We start from the raw sequence: 23,461 nt of genomic DNA, 5'->3' as shown, positions 1-23,461 counted from the left end.
CAGTTTCAAGACAACATGCGATAAAAAGACATTTAGAAAAGTGAACTTTCACCTATTGGATCGTTATGACTGTGCTAGGATTTAGCCTTTCTCTATATGAAAAAATAACTCAATGGCGCTCATTCTTCCTCTCATTTCATTTCTGATCGGGTACTGGGGAGCCGAAAAGCTAAAATCGTTTCGTGCACTTTTAGCTTCATTATTGGCACGTTTGCTGATTCCTGTTGTCATTATCTACAACATGGTGTTTTACAAAGAGGGAAGTCTGTGGCTGATTGCATTTAGCTTTTTTAGCTCTATTTTTTTCTTTGTTATCTTTTATGCCATGCTTAAAGATAAATTACGTGTACTGTGCTTGAGTTATTTAAATGGCGCATGGTTGGGTTTTCCATTTGCCTTGGCGATATTTGGTCCCGAAGCCAGTAGCACGATTGTCGCTTTGTATATTGGAGGGTCACTTTTTGGTAATATTTGTGCCGTAATTGCAGTGAGTGAAACCAAGCAAGATCCAAAGTTTATTTTAAAAAATGTCCTGCTTTCTCCGCCTGTAGTTGCGCTTTGTGTCGCCGCTTTACTGTCAGTTTGGGATTTAAGTCTGTGGGAACATCATCCAGTGATTCAGTTTCTGTATCAGTTAAATAAAGTTTTGGTGACGTTTTCAGGGATGTGTGTTTTGGGCATGTGGCTCAGTAAAGTCAGGATTCATTGGATCGACTTAAAACAGAGTCTCGTTTTGATTTTTAGTCGGATGTTAATTGCCGTTTTATTGTGTACTGTGGCGTATTTTTGGTTACCCATTCCGCATGTGGTTTTGACTTATGCCATTATGTTGATGTTCTTTTTATTGCCACCAGCGGCAAATATTGTGGCTTTAGAAACATATTATCAAGGTACAGGACATTCTGCGAAATACATTGCATCAGGTACGATTGCCAGTGCGATATTGATTGGTGCTTATGGTTTACTGATCCATGCTTTGATTCCGAGTTTATAAAGAATCCCTCATCCTGATCTTTGAAAAGGAGGAGAGGGATCTATTGTAAAGCTAGATTTTAGTGTTTCAAACTGGCTTTAAACAGTTGCATCGCCTGACCACGATGGCTGATTTTATTTTTTTCTTCTTTGCTCATTTCTGCACTTGAGAGCCCTAAGTTCGGTAACCAAAACAGTGGGTCATAACCAAACCCATTTTCACCGCGAGCAGCTTCGAGTACTTCACCTTTCCAAATGCCTTGGAAAATTTGAGGAAGGGGATCATCGGCATGTTGTACTAAGGCTAAAACGCATACAAACATGCCTTCAATCACTTGATCGTCTTTACGCAATGGCTTGAGTTCAGCCAATAGTTTTTGGTTATTGGCAGCATCATCGCCGTGTTCACCTGCATAACGCGCAGAGTAAATCCCAGGTGCACCACCTAAAACTGGAACACAAATCCCTGAGTCATCTGCAATGGCAGGTTTTCCTGAAATTTTAGAGGCATGGCGTGCTTTAATGATGGCATTTTCAATAAAGCTCAAACCATCTTCAATGGCATCTTCAATATTCAATTTACCTTGAGCAATCACTTCGACAGGTAAGTTGAGTTCTGCAAATAATTTTTCAAATTCAGCAATTTTGCCTTTGTTATTGCTTGCGAGGACTAACGTGCCTTGAGATAACCAATCAGTTGATGCCATGTGAAAGATCCGTGCTTTAAAAATTATGCGGTTATTTTAACAAGTCCTACTCATGGATAGGCAATAAAAAAGCACCCGAAGGTGCTGAGTATGGAAATAAAAGCTTATTGAGCTTGAATCCATTTGTCTGCACGGTCACGTGCTTGACGAATTTGATCTTGGGTTAAGTTTGCTGCCAAGGCTGTTTTCTTGCCTTCAGAAAGCGTGATTACTTTATTGTCGAGCATGCCATCACGGGTTGAAAGTTCATACCATTGGTAAGCACCCATATAATTTTTCTTTTGCTCTTCCATCATGGCTAAGTTAAAGCTTGCGCGGTTATCACCACGGCTGGCTGCTTTTTCAAAGTATTGACGTGCTAAAGATTCATCTTTTTTGGTGCCTAGACCATCTGCAAGCATACGTCCCACATTCAGCTGAGCCGCCGAAAGACCTTGATCAGCAGCAGCTTTATACCAAGCAAAAGCCTGTCGTTCATCTGCAGCAATGTCTTTGCCTTGTTGGTACTTGGTTGCAAGATAGAACTGTGCAGCAGGCTGGCCTGCTTTTGCTGCTTTAATTAAGCTATTGATATCCATAACAGAATATTGTGCAGCTTGACTCGCAACAGACGTGGTTGGGGAAACATAATCTGCATGAGCTTGAATGCTCAAAAGTCCAACCAGTAGCGTCGTGCTTAAGAATAGTTTTTTCATAGAGCGCTCACTCGATAAATTGCGACTTCACCAAACAAATTCGGGAGACGTTTACTGAGTAAACTATCTTGTTGATCCCCATTTACAGCGAGTCGATTAATAATTCTGATGTTATTTTCCGCACAAAGTGCTTCAAAATCACGGAAAGTACATAAGTGGATATTGGGTGTGTTATACCACATGTACGGCAAAGCTTCAGAAACGGGCATCATTCCTTTCAGTGCCAAGAAAGAACGGGTCTTCCAGTGGGCAAAGTTAGGAAATGTAATGATTGCCTGTTTCCCTACGCGCACCATATCACGTAATAAAACATCTGGTGCATCTACCGCTTGCAAGGCTTGTGCCATAACGACATAGTCAAAAGACTGGTCTGCAAAACGGCTTAAACCCAAGTTTAAGTCTTGTTGGATAATATTTAACCCGCGACCGACCGCAATTGCAATCTTTTCTTGATCAATTTCCAGTCCATATGCGCGAATATTGTGCTTTTTGCTCATATGGGCCAGTAATTCACCGTCACCACAGCCCAAATCGAGTACGCTGGAATCAGGTTTGATCCATTTTTCTGCCAGTTGATGATCAATACGCATTACACAGCCCCCTGAGATGTTGCTTGAAGGTGTTCAGAACCGCCCAGAAATGCACGTAATGCTTTTACATACAAAGGAATCGGGAACAGGAATGAGTCATGGCCTTGTTCAGCGTCGATATCTAAATAGCTCACTGGTTTGTGGTTGGTGATCAGCGCATCCACAATTTCTTGTGAGCGTTGCGGGGTAAAACGCCAGTCGGTGGTAAAGGACACCACGAGGAACTGACATTTGGTCTGTGACATGGCTTTAACTAAAGACTGCTCATACTCACGCGCAGGATCAAAATAATCCAAAGCTTTGGTCATAATCAGGTAAGTGTTGGCATCAAAGTTACGGCTAAATTGCTCACCTTGATAACGCAAATAGCTTTCGACTTGGAACTCGACATCGAAACCATACATAAATTTGCCTGACTTTAGGTCACGACCAAATTTCTGCTTCATGGCTTCTTCAGATAAGTAGGTAATATGGCCGACCATACGTGCCAAAATTAGGCCACGTTTTGGATAGCTGTCATTTTCAAGATAGCGACCATCATGGAAGTCTGGATCAGACAAAATTGACTGGCGTGCGACTTCGTTAAAGGCAATATTCTGAGCCGATAATTTCGGCGCACTGGCAATAATCACGCATTTTTGCAAGCGATCAGGATAATCAACCGACCATTGCAAGGCTTGCATACCACCCAATGAACCGCCAATCACCGCGCTCCAGACATGAATGCCCAGATGATCAGATAAAATGGCTTGGGTTTTAACCCAGTCACGGACGGTGACTAAAGGAAAGTCTGGGCCATAAGGGCGGTTGTCATTTTCAGGGTTTGGCGAAGTTGGACCCGTAGAACCATTACAACCGCCAATATTGTTCAGTGCAAGCACGAAAAATTTCGAGGTATCAATCGCTTTACCTGGGCCAATACAAGCATCCCACCAACCCGGTTTTTTATCATCGGCATGATGATAACCCGCGGCGTGATGATGTCCTGATAGCGCATGGCAAATTAAAATCGCATTGGATTTATCTGCATTGAGTTCCCCATAGGTTTCAACCATCAATTCATAACGAGGAAGAATACGACCGCATTCGAGCTCTAACGGCTCTTCAAAAGTAAACTTTTGTGGAGTAACGATACCCACGGAGTCAGCAGGAAAAGACACAGGAATAATACGCCTTAAATCTTTGGGATTAATAAACAAAAGGATACCACTTGAGGGTATCCTTCTAAAGTCATTTTAGTGCTAATTATTATTGCTAATACTTATACCGCAGCAGCAATGACTTGATCTGTGCTTAACACACCTTGATCAATTAAGCGGTTGGTACACGCAATAATCGCTTCGATAGATGAGGTCACAATGTTGTCGTGAATACCTGCACCGAAGGCTGATTTGCCAGTGCCTTTGACTTGTAATTCAACCAAAGCCAGTGCTTTTGCATTGGCACCCGAACTAATACCACGCTCTTCATAGCTCAAGACATCAATTGGTAACTGTAAAGCATCTAACATTGCAGAAATCGGGCCGTTGCCTTCACCACGTAATTGCTGCGTTTCACCATTTACTTCAACATCAAGTTCAACCACTTGCTTGCCGTTGTTGTCATATAAACGGTAGTTTTTGGTTGAATAATGTGTATCTTTGGTGTTCACATAGGTTTCTTTGAACAATTTCCAAATTTCTTGTGCGGTAATTTCAGTGCCTTCCTCATCGGTACGTTTTTGTACGGTTTGAGAGAATTCAATTTGGATACGACGTGGCAAGACCACGTTGTAATTTGCTTCTAACAAGTAAGCAATACCACCTTTACCTGACTGTGAGTTGACGCGGATTACAGCATCATAGTCGCGACCCAAGTCTTTCGGGTCGATAGGTAAGTACGGCATATCCCAAATTTCTTCGTTCTTTTGGAACTCGAAGCCTTTTTTGATGGCATCTTGGTGTGAACCAGAGAACGCTGTGAAGACCAAGTCACCTGCATAAGGGTGGCGAGGGTGAACAGGCAAGCCTGTACATTCTTCTACCGTTGCAATAATTTCATTAATATTTGAGAAATCTAAGTTTGGTGTAACGCCTTGGGTATACATGTTCAAGGCAATTGCAGCAACATCGACATTACCTGTGCGTTCGCCATTACCAAACACACAACCTTCGACACGGTCTGCACCGGCCATAATCGCCAATTCTGATGCCGCAATCCCACAGCCGCGGTCGTTGTGACAGTGTACCGAAATGATGACACCATCACGACGTTCAATGTTACGGTGCATCCATTCGACTTGGTCTGCATAAACATTCGGTGTTGAAACTTCAACTGTTGCAGGTAAGTTTAAGATTACTTTATTGCTTGGAGATGCTTCCCAAATTTCCGTGACTGCATCACACACGTCTTTTGCAACGTCTAATTCGGTTGCAGAGAAACACTCTGGACTGTATTGGAATATCCACTCCGTTTCAGGATATTGTGCTGCATATTCTTTAACTTTGGTCGCTGCATTAACTGCTAATTTTTTCGCACCAGCAACATCGACATTTAAAACTTTTTGACGGAAGGTTGGGGCGTTTGAATTATAAATATGCACAATTGCACGTTTTGCACCGACTAAAGATTCAAAAGTACGTTGGATCAAATGATCACGTGCTTGAACCAAAACTTCGATATAGACATCGTCTGGAATGTGATTTTCTTCGATCAATTTGCGAGTAAAGTCAAAGTCAATTTGAGATGCAGAAGGGAAACCGATCTCAATGTGTTTGAAACCAATTTTGACCAACATTTGGAACATTTTAAATTTTTGTTCCATATCCATCGGTTCAAAAATTGCTTGGTTACCATCACGTAGGTCAGTACTCATCCAAATAGGCGCTTTTGTAATTTCGTTGTTTGGCCATTGACGGTCTGGCAAGTCAACACGTTGGTACATGCGACGATATTTTTTACTTGGATCAGCTAACATCATGAGGTAACTCCTTACATAGTATGGGTTGCATTTGAGTGGGTAAGAAAAAGCAACCTACTATTTATATAGATTGTGTCTATGTGCTCTATTTACAAGGGAGTCTTCAGGGAGTGCGTAAACATAAATGTTTGATACGACTTAGATTTACCGTGAGTAACCTTGTAAGCTTATATTGAAGAGTTTAATGCAGTTAAGTCGAAAAGATTTTTCTTTTTTTATGGCTTTTAGTCGTATCTGAAAAAATATTTCCCGCTATTGGGCGCTATAGGGGAAATATTTCCGCATATGTTTTCAATGTGTTTGATATTTTTCTATAAATAACGAATTTGATTCATTTCATTCGCTATTTATAGAGGGTTATGAAAACTCTATAACCATATCTGTCTGTATATCTGCAAGAGTTGCAGTGCCCATCAAAGCCATGGTGATTTCAAACTCTTCTTTTAAGATTTTAAGCACGTGGGCAACGCCTAAAGCACCTGCGGTGGCCAGACCATAAATACACGGTCGCCCAACTAAAACTGCGGAAGCACCTAAGGCAATCGCCTTAAATACATCTGAACCGCGACGAATACCTCCATCATATAAAAGCGGGAAGTCACTAGGTACGGTCTTTTTGATGAGCTGCAAGGCTTTCAATGGGGGAATGCAGGTATCTAAAACGCGACCACCGTGGTTGGAGACAATCAGGCCTTGTACGCCGTGTTGAATGGCCAGTTGCGCATCGAGTGGACTGACGATGCCTTTTAACAGAATGGGTAAATCAGTCTGTTGAACTATCCACGCGATATCTTCCCATGTAGGGGCAATTTTCATTAGGCCATTAAACACGGGATGATCACCTTCTTGCAGTTCAGGTAGCGGAATATGAGCAGGGGTATGTGGGTGTTGCATGCCTTCAGGTAAGTGAAAAAATGCACGACGTTCACGGTCACGAATCCCTGTATGTGGTGAGTCTACAGTGATGACAATGGCGGTGAAATTTTGTCCCTCAGCGAGTTTAAGCAAAGCCAAAGATTTATCGCGGTCACCTTGCCAGTACAGTTGAAACCATTTGTAGGGATTCTCTGATTTAAATGTGCGCATATCGGTATTGGTAAAAGTACTCAAAATCATATTACTGCCGAGTACTTCAGCCGCCAACGCGGTTGCAGCTTCTGCGTCAGGATGAAACTGCTGTTGATGACCAATCGGTGCAACAAAAATAGGATGTGGAAAGCTTTGTCCTAAGATTTCACAGCTCGTATTGCCGTGAGTGAGATCTCTTAACATGCGTGGTATTAAGTGCAGGTTTTGGAATTGAGCGAGGTTATTCTGAACACTGAGCTCATCCATTGAACCACCTTGCAAATAGTGCCAAACCATTTCTGGCAGATGTTTTTCTGCTTGGCGCTCATAGTCTGCAACGGTTTGCAGGGAGGCAGGAATTTGGGTGAGTGGTGCTAAGATTGGTGCAGGGTTCATAAGTCAGCCCATTGACGTAATAAATTATGATAATGGTGAGTGAGATTCAGCACTTCTTCACTGTCCCCGAGCTGTTGGCGTAGTTTTAAGATGGTCATGTCCAAGTTAAATAGCATACTGCGTTGCCAATCATCTTTGACCATACTTTGCATCCACGTAAATGAAGCAATCCGTTTCCCTTGGGTCACGGGTTCAACACGATGTAGACTGGTTGCAGGGTAAATAATCGCATCGCCTGCGTCGAGTTTGACTTCATGGCTACCATAATGATCTTCAATGATTAATTCACCGCCTTCGTATTCATGCGGTTCTGACAGAAAAACGGTGATGGAAACATCGGTACGAATTGCTTGTCCTGCATCCGAGCTAAACTGTATTGCACTATCCACGTGGTTGCCGTATGCGCCAAGGGATTGATAGCAATTAAACATCGGGGTTAATACATGTTTTGCCAAAGTTGCAGATCGAATTAAAGTGTTTTGTTGGATGGCTTGTGAAAGTATAGGGTGAAGTGTTTGATAAATTGCACTATGTACATCAATTTGTAAGTTACTTTTAATTTTTTGTGCTTGTGCACCTGCGCTATCCTGTCCTGAAACCCATGCATGGCTATGATCCAGTTGGTGTCGAATTTGCGCTACTTGTTGTTTGGTTAACACAGCTGGAATATGTAGCATCATATCGTTTTAGGCTCCCCTTGGGACAAGCTGGCCATGGGCTAAGATAGATTTGAATGTAAAAATGTAGTGTATTGGGATAATACACTACATTTGTTTGAGGTCTAAACGCGTTTTAGTTTGGTTCTTAGAACTTATAGTTAAAGGTCAGTGCCGCAGAGCGTGGTTGTCCCATTACTAATCGTGCACCGCTATTATTAAGCGTACTAATGTAATCTTTATCTGCAAGATTGTAGATGTTTAGATTTAATGAGGCATGTTCATTAAAGGTATAACCTAGTAAGGCATCAAATACGACATAACTTGGAATAACAGGCATGGTTGTTGTTGCGGTTGAACCTGTGCTAATTGCACGCTTTTGTTCATCTACATAACGCGCTCCAAGACCCGCTCTAAAACCAGCTACGCTATAAGTCGTCCACAACGTTGCAGTCCAGTCAGGCGACCAGCGAACTGAATCATTTTCAGTCCACACTTTAGTCGTTGCATTATAGGTTTGCTGGTTCTCTTGTTCTGTGTCCATAAAGGCAACACCTGCTGAGACATTCCACGCACGTGTCAATTGACCAACAGCACCTAACTCTAAACCTTTAACTGTTGTTTTTCCTTCAGGAATGTACAGTAAGCTAATCGGATCTTGAGTAATTTGGTTTTCATTTTCTGTATGGTAAGCCGCAGCAGTTAAAATGAGTTTGTCTTCATTGAATGTCCATTTTGTCCCAATTTCATAATGATGGGTTTCCTGTGGCTTAACAGTTGGATCATTCGCAGCATTTGCGGCTGAGCTGGCACTATTGTTGAGAACGAATGCCGTACCTGGTGGTGTCAATGATTTCGCATAAGAAGCATACACACTACTTGCAGGGGTTGGTTTAAACACAGAACCGAGTTTCCAACTGACCAGTGTACCATGCGTACTCAACTGGCTTGGTGTGCGGGTCACGGCTAAAGTAGAAGAATTCGTCGTGACGGTTAAAGCATCGGATTGGGTGTCGTAATAATCGACACGGACCCCACCATTAAGCTGGAAACGTTCGCCAAATTTTAAAGTATCAAATAAATAGGCCGCGACAGTATCTGTTTGGCCATTGGCATATGCCCCCGTGTAGACGAGGTCTGGTAAATTTTGATAAGGGTTAGGTGTGTATAAACTTGCAGATGTAATGCTTGGAGCAGCTTTCCCTGGGGTTTGTGTGCTTAATGTTTTATTGTATTGTTCTTCGCGTAAGAGCTCTAAACCAGCAACGATGTCATGTTCAATCGCACCCGTTTGAGTGTTGATGTTGAGTGTAGTTTGGTTGGTCAAAATCTTATTTTCTTGATCGACCCCTTGGCGAGTTCGAGCTACAGACCATGAGTCTGGATCTTTAGGTGTTGCAAGATTGCTAATGACTAAAGCATTCACTCCCGTTAAGACGCGATTCATTTCAGTTTTACCAAATCTTGAAATATTGGTGAGTTTCACACCTTTGCTTAGATCACTTTCAACTTTGGCTGTAAACATGTGGGCTTCAACGTCTTCATAATCATTAACGCTACCGTAGAAGTTCTCACGATCAACAGGTTCTGCTGCATTCACAGCAGTATTGATGATGTCTCTTTGAGCTTGGGTTAGTTTTGTATCCGTGTTGTTGTAGTAAAAGCCGTCCATGCCAATGGTTGGAATACCACCATCTGGGATATTGTTTTGTACTATATGCTGTGAATATAAATAAAAACGTGTATCGCTATCTAAGCCAAAGGCAATAGATGGAGCGATGGCATAACCATTATTTTCTACATAGTCACGACCATCTACTCCGCCTTGCTGACCCATTACATTTAGACGAAGTGCAGACCCTTCAGAAAGGGCTTGGTTGATGTCTGCAGTAAGACGTGCATGTTCTGCTGTATTGTAAGTTGCAGAAACTTCTTGGTTGTTTTCTAAATGCGGTAATTTGCTGACGAGATTAATATATCCACCCGCACCACCACGACCAGCTTCTGCCCCTGATGGTCCTTTAACGACTTCAATTTGCTCAAGATTATAGATATCACGGCTCACGGCGCCAATATCACGAATGCCATCGACATAAATTGAGTTTTTGGTGTCGAATCCACGCATTTGAAAAGAATCGCCTGCACTGGTATTACCATTTTCCCCAAGTTGTAACGTAATTCCTGGTGTATTACGTAATGCTTCAGTTAGAGATGTTGCACCTTGTTCTTTGAGTAATTCTTTTTTAATTACAGAAATCGTTTGTGGTGTATCAACTAAAGGTTGGGTGTATTTTGCAGAACTAACTTTGTCTGTTTTGTATTTACTTTCGACTTCCGACTTCACTGTAATGGTAGGTAGCACAGTTGAATCATCTTTTGTTGGCGTTGCTGCATGTGCCATCAGTGGGAGAGAAGCTGCTAATGCAACAAATTGTGCAGTACGGTTATGTTTACGGCTTTTGATTTTTGCCATTGTCGGTGTCCCAAATAATATACGACAGAGTTCCATCACTGCTCAGTTCGGGTCGAACCATAAAGTGCAGTAATCATGGAGGTATTGTTAAGCTATGTAACTGTGGTTGCGAATTCTATTGATAATAATTATCGTTAACAATGGTTTTTAGGCTGAAAAATTCACTTGTATGTATGGAAATAATGTTTAATAAATCTTTATTAATTAAGGAAAACAATAATGATTGGTGAAAAGTAAACTAAATATAATGGTGAATTAAAACAAATGGTAAAAATATAGTTAAACCAATATCTTATAATTATATGAAAAGTGTATGGCTTCCATTGAAGCATAGTCAATCCATGCTTCAAAATGGACTAATTCTATTAGTTTTACTTAAAGCTCAGCCCATTTTCGCATCAGATTATGATACAGGCTAGTGAGCTTTACCACCTCTTCATGTTGGTCGCTCAGTTGCACACGTAGGTTTTGGATAGTTTGGTCAAGATTAAACAAGATATGACGATCAGCATCATCACGAATCATACTTTGAACCCAAAAGAATGAAGCCACGCGGCAACCCTGAGTTACAGGGGTGACTTCGTGTACGCTAGTCGATGGATATAGAATCATATCTCCAGCAGGTAGTTTTACTTCATGATAACCATAAGTATCTTCTACGACCAAATCTCCGCCTTCATATTCGTCAGGCTCACTCAAAAAAACAGTACAGGATAAATCGGTACGAATCCGATCTTTGCTTCCAGCAATCCAACGAATGGCATTATCGACATGGAAGCCAAAGGTTTCCCCCTGTTCATAGCGATTAAAATAAGGTGGCAAAATATCTAAGGGTAGGGCGGCGGATAGAAATAATGGATGCTTTCCGAGTGCTTCTAGAATGATATTGCCTAAGTGTTGAGTGAGAGGGTGATCTTCAGGGAGTTGTTGGTTTTGTTTTACATTTTTTGAGAGCGATCCTGTGGTTTTTTTACCATCAATCCACTCGACTTTTGCCATTTCATGGCGAAAGTATTGTACTTGTTCTTTGCTTAACACATGGGGAATATGGTGGATCACAATACGGCCTGCTGAAAAGGAAAAACATCTTTAATATTTAAACATATATAAAAATAGCCTCAAAGAGAGGCTATTTTTATATAATTCGATCATGAATGCATGAGATTCAGTCGGTTCACTTAGTATTTGAAGTTCACAGACAATACTGCATTGCGACCTTCAGCTTCAGTTGCATAGTGAGAAGCATACGCTTTAGTGAAATAACGTTTATCTGAAAGGTTATTTACGTTTAATTGTAAATTAACATTTTTATTTACATTATAACGTGCCATAGCATCGTAGCGTACATAGCCTGGAACCCATTTGGTATTTGCAGCATCACCAAAGACTTTGTCCATAGCGATTGCGCCAGCACCTAAAGTTAACTGAGGCATAACTTGATAGGTGGTCCAAAGAGTTGCACTATTTTCAGGAACGTTTTGAAGTTGTTTCCCTTCGTTCGCCGTTGCATTATACGCAGCCTTTGTTAACTCACTATCTAAATAGGTGTAGCCTGCACTAACAGCCCATTTGTCAGTAATTTTACCATTAGCACCTAACTCAATACCATCAACTTTGCTTGATCCTGCATTGGTATAAGTAGTCGCATCTAATAAAATACGCGTATTTTGCTTTTCAGTACGGAATATTGCAGCACTTAAATTTAAGCGATTGTTGAGTACATCCCATTTTGTACCAATTTCGTACGTTCGAGCTTCTTCAGGCTCTAGGTCTTTCGTTGTTGCACTAAGAGATGTCTCAGAGCCATCCCCTGCATCAATACCAACAGGATTTGCGGAAGTTGCAAAACTTGCATAGATACTGCTGTTTTCAGTTGGCTTGTATGTTAGACCTGCTTGATAACTAAAGAAGTCAGTATTATTTTCAATGCTTACGCCTGTTGCATTTGTTTTTAATTCGGTATCAAATTTGTCCCAACGAAGCCCAATATCTAGTAACCATTTAGGCGTAAATTCAATGTTATCAAGTAAATAAATACCAGTTGATTTTGCTGTTGAAGTCGTTACTGCTTTATTAGCAGAATAGCTACCTAACCAAGGATCACTTGAATTAGGATTGTATGCATCTGTACACCAATAGTTTGATGCTGCACCAATCAGCCCATTACAACCACCGCTCGCATTTAAATTATGTGTTGCTGCTGCACCAGGCAGAGTAGTTGTGGTTGTTCCTAAATCTTTAATTTGGTAATTACCTTTGTCAGATTTAAGCTCGCTGTATTCCACCCCTGTGTTGAAACTGTGTTTGATTGTTCCAGTATTGAATTTACCATTTAGGCTTAATTGATCTGTGAAACCATTGGTATCTGTAATACGTCCATTTGCACGACGAGCAATACTACCATTTGCTATATTTTTTTTAGAATCATCTGGTTGAGTCCAAATATAGTTATTTTTGGACTTGGTATACATTGCTGTATTGCTAATCGTAAGGTTTTCAGTCAGATCATGTTCTAACTTAATTGTGCCAATTTGATTCTCTTGTTTTTGAAAATCACGATCTTTCCAGCCATAGTAAATACCTTGTTTAACATTTAAAGGTTTACCTGTTGCTGTATTATTTGACGAATTCCAATAAGGTACACCTGAATCAGGGGTATCATCAGATTTTAAATAATAATAACTTAAGGTTGCACGCGTATCGCTATCTAAACCAAATGTAATACTTGGTGCAATACCAACACGAGCATATTCAGCTCCATCTTTTTGGCCTGCTTTCTCGTTATGGTGTCCCATCACTGCAACACGAGCTGCAATACCATTGCCGAAGTCTTTGTTACCATCTAGCGTGATACGCTGGTAGTTATCCGTTCCCGCACCAACAGAACCTTCTAGAGAGTCGCCTTTTTTAGCCACTTTAGAAATCATGTTGACACTTCCGCCAACTGAACCTGCACCACCCATAGTAGATGCAGAACCTTTCGTTACTTCAACTTGCTCTACTGCAAACATTTCACGGTTTTGAGAAGTTGAATTACGAATACCATCCACATAAATTGAGCTTTCAGAGCTATAACCACGGATAAATGGACGATCTCCATTTGGGTTTCCGCCTTCACCAGCACCGAGGGTAATACCTGGTACGGTACGTAAAGCATCGCTTAACGTTGTAACTTGAGTGTCTTCAATCAACTGTTTAGAAATAACAGCAACAGACTTTGGAGTATCCAGTAGAGGAGCAACAAATTTGCTGTTTGCAGATTTATCGACTTTCAAACTTTGTTCTGCTGCCGCTTCCGTGTGAATTGTTTCTAGTTGCGTAACTTGATCTTGTGCAACAGCATTGACTGCAATCACTGAAAGTGTTGAAGCGATTGCTGAAGAAACCAGCTTTTTACGTGTTTTGATGAAGGCCATAACGAGTCTAGTTCTAGCGTTGTAAATTAGTATGCGAATAATAATGATTCTTATTTTTTGTTTCCTAATTGTTACATTGAAATTTTAGATGTTAAGAATGAATTAAACTGGAAAAATAAATGTAATAATATAATAAAATCAACATATTTAATTGATTTTTATATCTATTGGAAAAGTAGATTGTATTTTTGTAATATTATTGAAATTTAGAATCTATATTTTTATCAGTCATATTTTTGAAAATGTCTGATGAATATGAAGGAATTGTGTTGGATCTATATGCTCCATGTAGCTTCTCAAAAAACCTGCCGAAGCAGGTTTTTTACATGATGCTAAGTATCATTAGAAATCATAAGAAATGGATAGCCAGTAGTTACGACCAGGTAAATAGGTTCCTTCAGAGCTTCTGCCAATAGATAAATATTTATAGGCTTGCTGAACATTGCCGTTGGTATCGACATAATCCATATACTCGGTAAAGTCTTTATCTAATAGATTATTTACAGCGGCATTGATGCGGACATGATGATTTAATTGATAGCTTGTCCCTAAATTGAATAGGTTGTAAGCAGAAAATTTATTGTCTGTATGTCGTTCAATACTAATTTCTCCACCAGTTGGTGTTGCTAGATAGCGAGGACGTCCTGACTGATATTCGTGTTGTAACCAGACATCAAGGCGATCATTAATATGCCAAGTCGATGTTAGGTTAAATAAGTGTTTAGCCGTTGACTCAAGCGCATAACCTTTATTTGCACCTTTAGTGATTTCAGATTCGGTAAAAGTATAGGCCGCTTTGACATCCCATTCGGGAATGATTTGATATTTAAGCGATGTTTCTAAGCCATAAATTTCTGCTTCATCGGCATTGAAACTTTTGCCATAAGAAGTCACATTGCTATTGAAGTTTGAGCAATCATTGGTTGCACATGAAAAATTCCTAGACACAATCTTGTCTTCGACGACATTAAAAAATGCAGTAGCATTAAAGTCTAAAGTATCTGTAGGTTGATAGTTTAAACCGAGTTCGTAGTTAACAGATGTCTCTGGTTTTAAGTCCGGATTACCAAGGCTTGGTGTTGTACCTTGACCGCTATAGCCAATAATACCGTTGTATAAGTCCTTGGCTGATGGTGTTTTATAACCTGTACTTACACCACCTTTAAGCGTTAAAGCATCCGTTGTATTCCATACTAGGTATGCACGTGGACTAAAGTGACCACCAAATCCTGAATGATCTTCATAACGACCACCGAAAGTGAAATGTAAGTTATCTAATAAACTCCATTCATCTTCTGCATAGACTGACCATGTATCTTGAGTAAACTCTTTGCCCATACCTGCAATATCGTCAGCAATAGTGACATCTTTATATTCTGTACCCACAGTGAGTTTATGGTTCGCAATTGGAGCAACCAAATGTGAATCAAAAACTAAATCTATATTTTCTAAGGTGCGTGGTAGGCCTGCTAAAGTAGGGAAGGCATCAGTTGGAATAGTACGACCTTTGGTCTCAGTTTTATTTTGACTAATGTACGTTTTCCATTGACCAAAATCGTAGTTACCATCGTGTCCTGCTGAGATTTGCACACGATTGAACTCTAACTCATCTTCATAGCCTGCAATGCCACCACGGCTAAAAAAGTTACCTAATCGCTGGTCAGAGTTGTCATAGGTTTGGTTTGAAGTAAAACCATCAACCCAGAAAGAGTTTTTATCATCTAATGTAAATTGTAACTTTCCACCGATATCATAGTTTTCAGCTTTGCTTGGACGTGGGTCGCGAGAGGTTGAACCCGCCACAATGCGTTCTGAACGTTGACGATCTAAATAACTCCCGCGGAGTTGTAAGCCTAAACGATCATGCATGATTGGGCCATTCAAGACAAAACTGGTTTTCCATGAGTCAGCTTCAGCATTACTTTCCATGACATTGCCACTGACAGTGACGTTACCATTCCATTCATTACTTATTTTTTTGGTAATGATGTTAATCACACCACCCATCGCTTCGGAACCATAGCGTGTTGCCATTGGTCCGCGGATGACTTCAATACGTTCAATAGAGGCTAAAGGTGGTAAAAAACCATTTGATGTTTCGCCAAAGCCGTTTGGAGTAACATCTGATGAGGTGGTTTGGCGGCGACCATCAATTAAAATCAGGCTATAGTCATTGCCTAGGCCACGCATTTTGATATTCAATCCTGATGTTTTTCCCACACCAGAACGAACGTCAATACCCGGCACATCAGCCAATAGGTCGGCAATGCTGGTCGCATTTTTCTTTTCTATATCTTCTTTAGTCACGACACTAATAGAAGCAGGTGCATTTTTAATATCTTGTTCAAAGCCAGCAGCTGAAACCACAATGGTGGAAAGCTGGTGGGTGGATGAATCTTCAGTTGTTGTTTCTGCAAAAACAGGAGTGGCTATTGCCCCGAGCAATGCCAGTGAAAGAGGGTGTAGATTAAACTTACTCATAACTAGAGTTCCAATGACGGACGAGAAAAAAAAGAAAAAATGTTCAATTATGGTGCAAATCTTAATGGTAGTATTTATCATTTGCAACAAAAACTATAAAAAATATAATACTTTGTACTTAATTTGGTGGGAATGTGGAGATGAGGGGAAAATAAAAAACTGCTAAAAGAATTAAAAAATATATGGTTTCAATCAGGTGTTTTGTATATCGTTCAATGTTGTCATATAATGTGGCACTTTTTAAAATTGTTATTACCAAAATATTGAGGAAGCCATGCAAGTAACTTCTGAAGCGGTTTCGGGTGTTACCCGTCGTTTAAATGTATCTGTACCGACGAGCCGTGTTAACGAGCAGTTCGAAGCTCGCTTAAAACGCACTGCTAAAACTGTGAAGATCAACGGCTTCCGTCCAGGTAAAGTGCCAGTAAATGTTGTTCGTCGTGAATATGGCGCGGGTATCTACCAAGAAGTCGTAAGCGACATCATTCGTGACACGGTATTCGAAGCAATCCAACAAGAAAAAATCAATGCTGTTGGTATGCCAAACATTGAAAAATCTGAATTAAAAGACGACGCGCTTGTATATGAAGCGACTGTTGAAGTTTATCCAGAAGTTGAAGTTAAATTTGCTGGTTTAGAAGTTGAACGTAAAGCATCTGAAGTGAACGACAAAGACGTTGACCAGATGATTGAAAACCTTCAAAAGCAACGTGCTTCTTGGACTGAAACAAAAGGCATGGCTAAAAAAGACATGCAAGTCACTTTTGACTTTGAAGGTTCTGTAGATGGTGAGAAGTTTGAAGGCGGTTCTGCTGAAGACTTTAAACTTGTTTTAGGTTCAGGTCGTATGATTCCTGGCTTCGAAGACGGCATCGTTGGTATGAAGAAAGGCGAAGAGAAAGTGATTGATGTTACTTTCCCTGAAGACTACCAAGCTGAAAACCTTGCAGGCAAAGCTGCACAATTCAAAATCACTGTGAAGCTTGTTGAAAAGCAAAAACTTCCTGAAGTTGATGCTGAATTCCTTCAAATTTTTGGTCTAACTGAAGAAGAAGGCGTTGAAAAATTAAAAGCTGACGTTCGTAAAAACATGGAACGTGAAGTGAAAAATGGTCTACGTAACCAAGTGAAGGGTGCTACTTTTGATGCGCTTGTTGCTGCAAACGAAGTTGAACTTCCAGCATCTATGGTTGCTCAAGAAGTTGACCGTCAACGTCAACAAATGATTCAACAGTTCACACAGCAGTTTGGTGCTCAAGGTGCGAAAGCATTTGACTCAAGCATGCTTCCAGATGAATTGTTCAAAGAACAAGCTGAAAAATCTGTAAAATTAGGCGTACTGGTAAGCAAGGTTTTAGCTGATGCTAAAATCGAAGTAGATCAAGCACGTGTTGATGCTTACATCGAAGACATGGCTTCTTCTTACGAAGATCCAGCTGAAGTGATCGAATACTTCAAAAATGACAAACAACAACGTTCGCAAATCGAAGCTGTTGTGTTGGAAGACCAAGTGGTTGATCACATTTTGGCATCTGCTAAAGTAACGGATACTGCTGTAAGCTACGAAGACTTATTGAAAGAGCAACAAGCTCGTCAACAAGGCTAAGTTTAGCTAAAGTAAAAAAGGCGCTTTGAGCGCCTTTTTTATTGTGATTTAGGTTTGTAAAAGGTCTTGTGTTCACAAAGCTTATGCAAAAAATATCTGTTATTTACTTGGGAATATTTTGCATTTTCAGCAATTATCCCTCATATTGTGACTATGAGTTGAGTAACAAAAAATTTAGGAATAAATAAACGTATGTATATTCCAACTATCGAAAATGCTTTAGTTCCAATGGTTGTAGAACAGTCATCTCGTGGTGAGCGTTCATTTGACATCTATTCACGTTTGTTGCGTGAGCGTGTCATCTTCTTGACTGGTGAAGTTGAAGATAACATGGCAAATTTGATTGTCGCGCAAATGTTGTTTTTAGAAGCGGAAAACCCAGATAAAGACATTCACCTTTACATCAACTCACCAGGTGGTTCAGTGACTGCAGGTATGGCGATTTACGATACCATGCAATTCATTAAGCCAGACGTTGTGACTTATTGTATGGGGCAGGCAGCATCAATGGGTGCATTCTTGTTGAATGCTGGTGCGAAAGGTAAACGTTATTGCCTTGAAAATGCACGTGTTATGATCCACCAACCGTTAGGCGGTTTCCGTGGTCAGGCATCTGATATTGAAATTCATGCACGTGAAATTCTGTTTATTAAAGAGCGTTTAAACCGTTTAATGGCAGAGCACAGTGGTCAAGACTTTGAGACTGTGGCACGTGATACTGACCGTGACAACTTTATGACAGCACAAGCTGCAAAAGAATATGGTCTCGTGGACGAAGTGTTATCTAAACGTCCATAAGTTTTAAAAGTTTAGAATTGGAGTGAATATGTCCGAACATCCTCAAGGACAAAAGCATTGTTCATTTTGCGGTAAAACGCAGTCTGAGGTCGGGAAACTGATTGCAGGCGAGGACGCGTACATCTGTAATGAATGTGTGGACGTATGCTTAGACTTGGTGCAAACCAGTCAACAAGTTGAGTCGGGTGACTGGGCTGCAAAACCATTGCCTAAACCTCACGAAATTCGTGCGGCATTAGATCAATATGTCATTGGTCAAGATGTGGCAAAGAAAACCTTGTCTGTTGCTGTCTATAACCACTATAAACGCCTTAAAGCGAGCCATGGTGGGCATAAGCACGATGAGGCTGTTGAAATTGCGAAAAGTAATATCTTATTGGTAGGGCCAACAGGTTCGGGTAAAACTTTACTTGCGCAAACGATGGCACGTCTGCTCGATGTTCCTTTTGCTATGGCTGATGCAACGACACTTACCGAAGCAGGCTATGTCGGTGAAGATGTTGAAAATATCGTGCAAAAGCTTCTACAAAAAGCAGACTACGATGTAGAAAAAGCGCAAAAAGGTATTATCTACATCGACGAAATCGACAAGATTACCCGTAAGTCTGAAAATCCGTCGATCACGCGTGATGTGTCGGGTGAAGGCGTACAACAAGCTTTACTGAAAATGATCGAAGGTACGGTTGCCTCTATTCCACCTCAAGGGGGGCGTAAGCATCCGCAGCAAGAATTTATTCAAATTGATACTTCAAATATCTTGTTCATCTGTGGTGGAGCATTCTCAGGTCTTGAGAAAATCGTACAACAGCGTCAAGAAAAAGGCGGCATCGGCTTCACTGCTGAAGTGAAGAAGAAAGATGAAGGCAAGAAATTGTCTGATTTGTTCCGTCAAGTTGAAGCGACAGATTTGGTGAAATTTGGTCTGATTCCAGAATTTATTGGTCGTTTACCTGTAATTGCGACTTTGGAAGAATTAGATGAAGAAGCCTTGATGCAAATTCTGACTGAACCGAAGAATGCATTGACACGTCAATACCAACATTTGTTTGATATGGAAAATGTTGATCTGGTTTTTGAAGACTCGGCACTGCGCGCTGTGGCGAAAAAAGCGCTAGATCGCAATACGGGTGCACGTGGCTTACGTTCTATTTTGGAAAATACGCTGCTTGAAACCATGTATGATTTACCAAGTCGTACCGATGTTGGTACGGTTGTGGTGAATGAAGACGTGATTAACGGCACGGCTGCGCCATTATTTAAGCCAGAGCGTTTACCAAGAATCGAACAGAAAGATACAGCTAAAGTTGATTTAAAAGTGATTAACTCAAAGTCCGCTTAAGTTGTTATTCATCTGAAACGTGTGAAAATCGAGTATTTTCACACGTTTTTTTGTATTCAAAAAAAAGAGGGAATGTTACTCTGCATCATAGGCTGGGATGCCTAGATTAAAACTAAAAATTCAGTATCAAAATAAAAAATATGCCGTGAGGAATAGTCATGCGTGCAATGACGATTACGCTTTTAAGCAGTTTAATTTTATTGGGTTGTCATGGGAAAGTTGCAGTGGAGCAACCTGAATTAACATCAACCCTCAGTCATGAGGTCGATTTTGATCACGACCCTAGCATGATTGAGCAGTATCGTATTGGGGTGTTTAGCGTAGGTGGTTGGGTCAATCAAAAATTAGGACAGCGTTTTCAGCGTGTTCAACCTCAACATGAACAAGCAGCGATCGTCTATCTATACCGTCCAGATTCAAAATGGAATCGTCAAGAAATTGTGGCTTCGAGCTTATTTATCAATAAAGAACGTATTCCAAGCCTGCTTAACAATCATTACTATTGGGTCGAATTGCCCGCGGGAACTTATCGTTTATCGAGCAGTCGGCCTTTGGGCATTAATCATTTCCAAAAGCCAAAATATCTCGATTTTAGTGTAGAAGCGGGGCAGTCTTATTTCATCAAGTATGATGAAGAGAACTTGGCTACCCGACGAGAGGTTGCAGGGCCTTTGGCGGTTATCCCTGAAAAAATTGCGATTCAGGAAATTGCATTTACCCAGTTAAAGTCCAACAGTTATAACTTTGTAGCTGAAGATCAACACACGGGTGAGTTACGAAAGAAAGCGCAAAAACTTAAACCTGCAAAATATGACCCAAATGAAGATGTTCAACTGATGAAGCCGTTTAAGCTGTGGAATCCTTTAACCTGGTAAGTAAACTATTTTGCTTTTTTGGCTTGATCAAATAATGGTGTAAGGGTCTTTTCAATTTGACGATTCATTTCCTGCTGAATAGCAGGATCTTGCATCATTTCCGCAGACATGGCGATGCTATTGCGCATGATTTCGCTCATCATTTTACTGCTTTTTTTATTGATAGACTGACCTAGAGGTGTTTCGAGAAACTGAATGTTGGCCAACACTTCCTCTTCGGTAAAGGTCTGCATGTAGACATCTTTTAGCATTTGCATAAATTTTGGATCTGAAATCAATTTGCTGCTAAACGATGCGGTGATTTCAGCGATTTGCTTGGCTGCTTTTTGTTGTTCAGGATTAAGTGTAGATGTTTTAAAAATATTCTTAATAATTTCTTCGGCTTGTTGGTCATAGACAGGGCGCATCTCTTGCTGAGACTGCGCTAAAGTGCCTTTAATATCGCCTAGTTTAAGCGCCTTTTCTACCGATGCTTCGGTCGCGGGTTTTGCAAAAGAAGCTGTGCTGAGGACACATAAGGCGATACCGTAAAGCATGTGATTTAATTTTTTCATTGTTGGTCTATATCTTTTGATTAAGTCTATAAAAGTAGGTAAAAAAATACCCTTAACATGAACTTAGCATGTTAAGGGTATCCAAAAAAGTAAAACTTAAGTTTTAGCCAGCTGCAGCATCGACTACTGGAATTTTACCAATTTTGGCTTGCCAAATTTTTGGTGCTGTTGCGTGAATAGAGGTACCATTCACATCAACTGCTACCGATACAGGCATGTCTTTCACTACAAATTTGTAAATCGCTTCCATGCCTAAGTCAGCAAAAGCAACCACTTCAGCTTCACGAATCGCTTTAGACACAAGGTAAGCTGCGCCACCCACAGCCATCAAGTAAGTCGCTTTGTTGTCTTTGATTGCTTCAACAGCAGCAGGACCACGGTCTGCTTTACCGATCATGCCGAACATACCGGTTGCTTCAAGTACTTGACGTGTGAACTTGTCCATACGTGTTGCTGTTGTTGGGCCAGCAGGACCAACCACTTCATCACCGACTGGATCTACAGGGCCAACGTAGTAAATGAATTTACCTTTTAAGTCGACAGGAAGCTCTTCACCATTGTTCAGCATGTCGACCATGCGTTTGTGTGCAGCATCACGACCCGTATAAATGGTACCGTTCAGAAGTAAGGTGTCGCCTGGTTGCCAAGTGTTCATTTCTTCTTGGGTGATGTTGTCGAGGTCAACACGTTTAGAAGTTGATGAATCCCAAGTGACAGATGGGTAGTCTTCCAGTTTTGGTGCTTGAATGTGTGCAACACCTGTACCATCAAGTTGGAAGTGTGCGTGACGAGTCGCTGCACAGTTTGGAATCATACCGACTGGTTTGCCCGCAGCGTGACATGGGTAATCTTTAATTTTAATGTCTAGAACTGTGGTTAAGCCACCTAGACCTTGCGCGCCAATGCCGAGTGCGTTTACTTTTTCGAAGATTTCCATACGAAGTTCTTCGATTTTATTTTCAGGGCCGCGACGAAGTAATTCGTCCATGTTGATTTCTTCCATGAGCGATTCTTTTGCAAGCATCATGGCTTTTTCAGCAGTACCACCAATACCAATACCCAACATTCCTGGTGGACACCAACCTGCACCCATGGTTGGAACAGTTTTTAGTACCCAATCCACGATTGAGTCTGATGGGTTGAGCATAGCCAGTTTAGATTTGTTTTCTGAACCACCACCTTTTGCTGCAACAGTAATATCCACTTTGTTGCCTGGAACAAGTTTGTGATAGATCACAGCAGGGGTGTTGTCTTTGGTATTTTTACGACCAAAAGCTGGGTCAGCCAATACAGAAGCACGCAGTACATTTGAGTTTTCTAAGTAACCTTGACGTACGCCTTCGTTGATTGCATCGTCTAAGCTCATGGTTAAATCAAATTTAACATCCATACCCACTTCAACGAATACGTTGACGATACCTGTATCTTGACAGATCGGGCGGTGGCCCTCTGCGCACATACGCGAGTTAATTAAGATTTGCGCGATCGCATCCTTCGCAGCTTTGTTCTCTTCACGATCATACGCACGGCTCATCGCTTGGATAAAGTCTTGTGGGTGATAGTAAGAAATGAACTGAAGCGCGTCTTTGACCGATGTGATCAAATCATCTTGCTTGATAATAGTGGTCATACAAATATCTCTTGAGCGGGCTGATAGCTAGCGGGCTAAATTATAAGACAAAATGTCGAGGTTGTGGATGTTTTACGCAGCCTTTGGGCGAAAGTTTAATAGTTGAACAAAATTGACGAGAAAGTGAGGTCATATAAGGTTGTAAATATGACAAAATTGCCTAAGTTGAATGAAATATTTCATGCTAAAAGTGAATCAATAGGTATAATTTTTATATTAAGATTTTGAATATATTGAAAAAATACT

At 40.8% G+C, this 23,461-nt stretch carries 18 protein-coding genes; 5 read left to right on the top strand and 13 right to left on the bottom strand.

The window, feature by feature from the left end; translation table 11 throughout:
- Positions 1-112: 112 nt before the first annotated feature.
- Positions 113-994, top strand: a complete 882-nt coding sequence (locus tag GBI16_RS04255) for a permease (protein ID WP_086209948.1) — start codon at positions 113-115, stop codon at positions 992-994.
- 58 nt (positions 995-1,052) lie between these two features.
- On the opposite strand, the gene rdgB is transcribed toward GBI16_RS04255, so the two are convergent.
- The 11 genes from rdgB to GBI16_RS04200 all read right to left on the bottom strand — a co-directional run bounded on the left by rdgB (position 1,053) and on the right by GBI16_RS04200 (position 16,413).
- Complete coding sequence (gene rdgB, locus GBI16_RS04250; RefSeq protein WP_086209947.1) at positions 1,053-1,679, bottom strand: RdgB/HAM1 family non-canonical purine NTP pyrophosphatase; 627 nt, start codon at positions 1,677-1,679, stop codon at positions 1,053-1,055.
- A 104-nt stretch (positions 1,680-1,783) separates the two neighbouring features.
- Positions 1,784-2,374, bottom strand: coding sequence for a tetratricopeptide repeat protein (locus GBI16_RS04245; protein ID WP_086209946.1), 591 nt, complete (start codon positions 2,372-2,374; stop codon positions 1,784-1,786).
- Entirely contained in the window at positions 2,371-2,964 is a 594-nt protein-coding gene (metW, locus tag GBI16_RS04240) for a methionine biosynthesis protein MetW (RefSeq protein ID WP_004979039.1), read from the bottom strand. The genes GBI16_RS04245 and metW overlap by 4 nt, the downstream gene beginning before the upstream one ends.
- Positions 2,964-4,124, bottom strand: coding sequence for a homoserine O-acetyltransferase (locus GBI16_RS04235; protein ID WP_086210021.1), 1,161 nt, complete (start codon positions 4,122-4,124; stop codon positions 2,964-2,966). Before GBI16_RS04235 ends, metW begins: the two co-directional genes overlap by 1 nt.
- Before the next feature lie 101 nt (positions 4,125-4,225).
- Positions 4,226-5,923: a 2-isopropylmalate synthase gene (leuA, locus tag GBI16_RS04230; protein ID WP_086209945.1), complete on the bottom strand. Its 1,698-nt coding sequence runs from the start codon at positions 5,921-5,923 to the stop codon at positions 4,226-4,228.
- 357 nt (positions 5,924-6,280) lie between these two features.
- Positions 6,281-7,387 carry an alpha-hydroxy acid oxidase gene (locus GBI16_RS04225; protein ID WP_086209944.1) on the bottom strand — a complete coding sequence of 369 codons (1,107 nt, stop codon included), beginning with the start codon at positions 7,385-7,387 and terminating at the stop codon, positions 6,281-6,283.
- Positions 7,384-8,067: a Fe2+-dependent dioxygenase gene (locus GBI16_RS04220; protein ID WP_086209943.1), complete on the bottom strand. Its 684-nt coding sequence runs from the start codon at positions 8,065-8,067 to the stop codon at positions 7,384-7,386. Before GBI16_RS04220 ends, GBI16_RS04225 begins: the two co-directional genes overlap by 4 nt.
- Positions 8,068-8,191: 124 nt before the next feature.
- Complete coding sequence (locus GBI16_RS04215; protein WP_086209942.1) at positions 8,192-10,516, bottom strand: catecholate siderophore receptor Fiu; 2,325 nt, start codon at positions 10,514-10,516, stop codon at positions 8,192-8,194.
- A 375-nt stretch (positions 10,517-10,891) separates the two neighbouring features.
- On the bottom strand, positions 10,892-11,575 hold the full coding sequence (locus GBI16_RS04210) for a Fe2+-dependent dioxygenase (RefSeq protein ID WP_086209941.1): 684 nt from the start codon (positions 11,573-11,575) through the stop codon (positions 10,892-10,894).
- A gap of 119 nt (positions 11,576-11,694) precedes the next feature.
- Positions 11,695-13,932, bottom strand: a complete 2,238-nt coding sequence (locus tag GBI16_RS04205; RefSeq protein WP_086209940.1) for a TonB-dependent siderophore receptor — start codon at positions 13,930-13,932, stop codon at positions 11,695-11,697.
- Between the two features lie 342 nt (positions 13,933-14,274).
- Positions 14,275-16,413 carry a TonB-dependent receptor domain-containing protein gene (locus GBI16_RS04200; RefSeq protein WP_086209939.1) on the bottom strand — a complete coding sequence of 713 codons (2,139 nt, stop codon included), beginning with the start codon at positions 16,411-16,413 and terminating at the stop codon, positions 14,275-14,277.
- A 274-nt stretch (positions 16,414-16,687) separates the two neighbouring features.
- On the opposite strand from GBI16_RS04200, the gene tig reads away from it, so the two are divergent.
- The 4 genes from tig to GBI16_RS04180 all read left to right on the top strand — a co-directional run bounded on the left by tig (position 16,688) and on the right by GBI16_RS04180 (position 21,031).
- On the top strand, positions 16,688-18,019 hold the full coding sequence (gene tig / locus GBI16_RS04195) for a trigger factor (protein ID WP_086209938.1): 1,332 nt from the start codon (positions 16,688-16,690) through the stop codon (positions 18,017-18,019).
- 192 nt (positions 18,020-18,211) lie between these two features.
- Positions 18,212-18,817: an ATP-dependent Clp endopeptidase proteolytic subunit ClpP gene (gene clpP, locus GBI16_RS04190; RefSeq protein ID WP_086209937.1), complete on the top strand. Its 606-nt coding sequence runs from the start codon at positions 18,212-18,214 to the stop codon at positions 18,815-18,817.
- Positions 18,818-18,845: 28 nt separating this feature from the next.
- The gene (gene clpX, locus GBI16_RS04185) at positions 18,846-20,156 is read left to right on the top strand and encodes an ATP-dependent protease ATP-binding subunit ClpX (RefSeq protein WP_086209936.1); all 1,311 of its coding nucleotides are present in this window, start codon (positions 18,846-18,848) and stop codon (positions 20,154-20,156) included.
- A gap of 158 nt (positions 20,157-20,314) precedes the next feature.
- Positions 20,315-21,031 carry a DUF2846 domain-containing protein gene (locus GBI16_RS04180; RefSeq protein WP_086209935.1) on the top strand — a complete coding sequence of 239 codons (717 nt, stop codon included), beginning with the start codon at positions 20,315-20,317 and terminating at the stop codon, positions 21,029-21,031.
- 5 nt (positions 21,032-21,036) lie between these two features.
- On the opposite strand, the gene GBI16_RS04175 is transcribed toward GBI16_RS04180, so the two are convergent.
- Positions 21,037-21,585, bottom strand: coding sequence for a DUF2059 domain-containing protein (locus GBI16_RS04175; RefSeq protein ID WP_086209934.1), 549 nt, complete (start codon positions 21,583-21,585; stop codon positions 21,037-21,039).
- A gap of 103 nt (positions 21,586-21,688) precedes the next feature.
- The gene (locus GBI16_RS04170) at positions 21,689-23,215 is read right to left on the bottom strand and encodes a fumarate hydratase (protein WP_086209933.1); all 1,527 of its coding nucleotides are present in this window, start codon (positions 23,213-23,215) and stop codon (positions 21,689-21,691) included.
- Positions 23,216-23,461: the final 246 nt, after the last annotated feature.

The sequence above is a fragment of the Acinetobacter sp. TUM15064 genome, from assembly GCF_008980265.1.
In the GTDB taxonomy this organism is placed as follows: Bacteria; Pseudomonadota; Gammaproteobacteria; order Pseudomonadales; family Moraxellaceae; genus Acinetobacter.
This window is presented reverse-complemented; position numbering and strand designations above follow the sequence as displayed.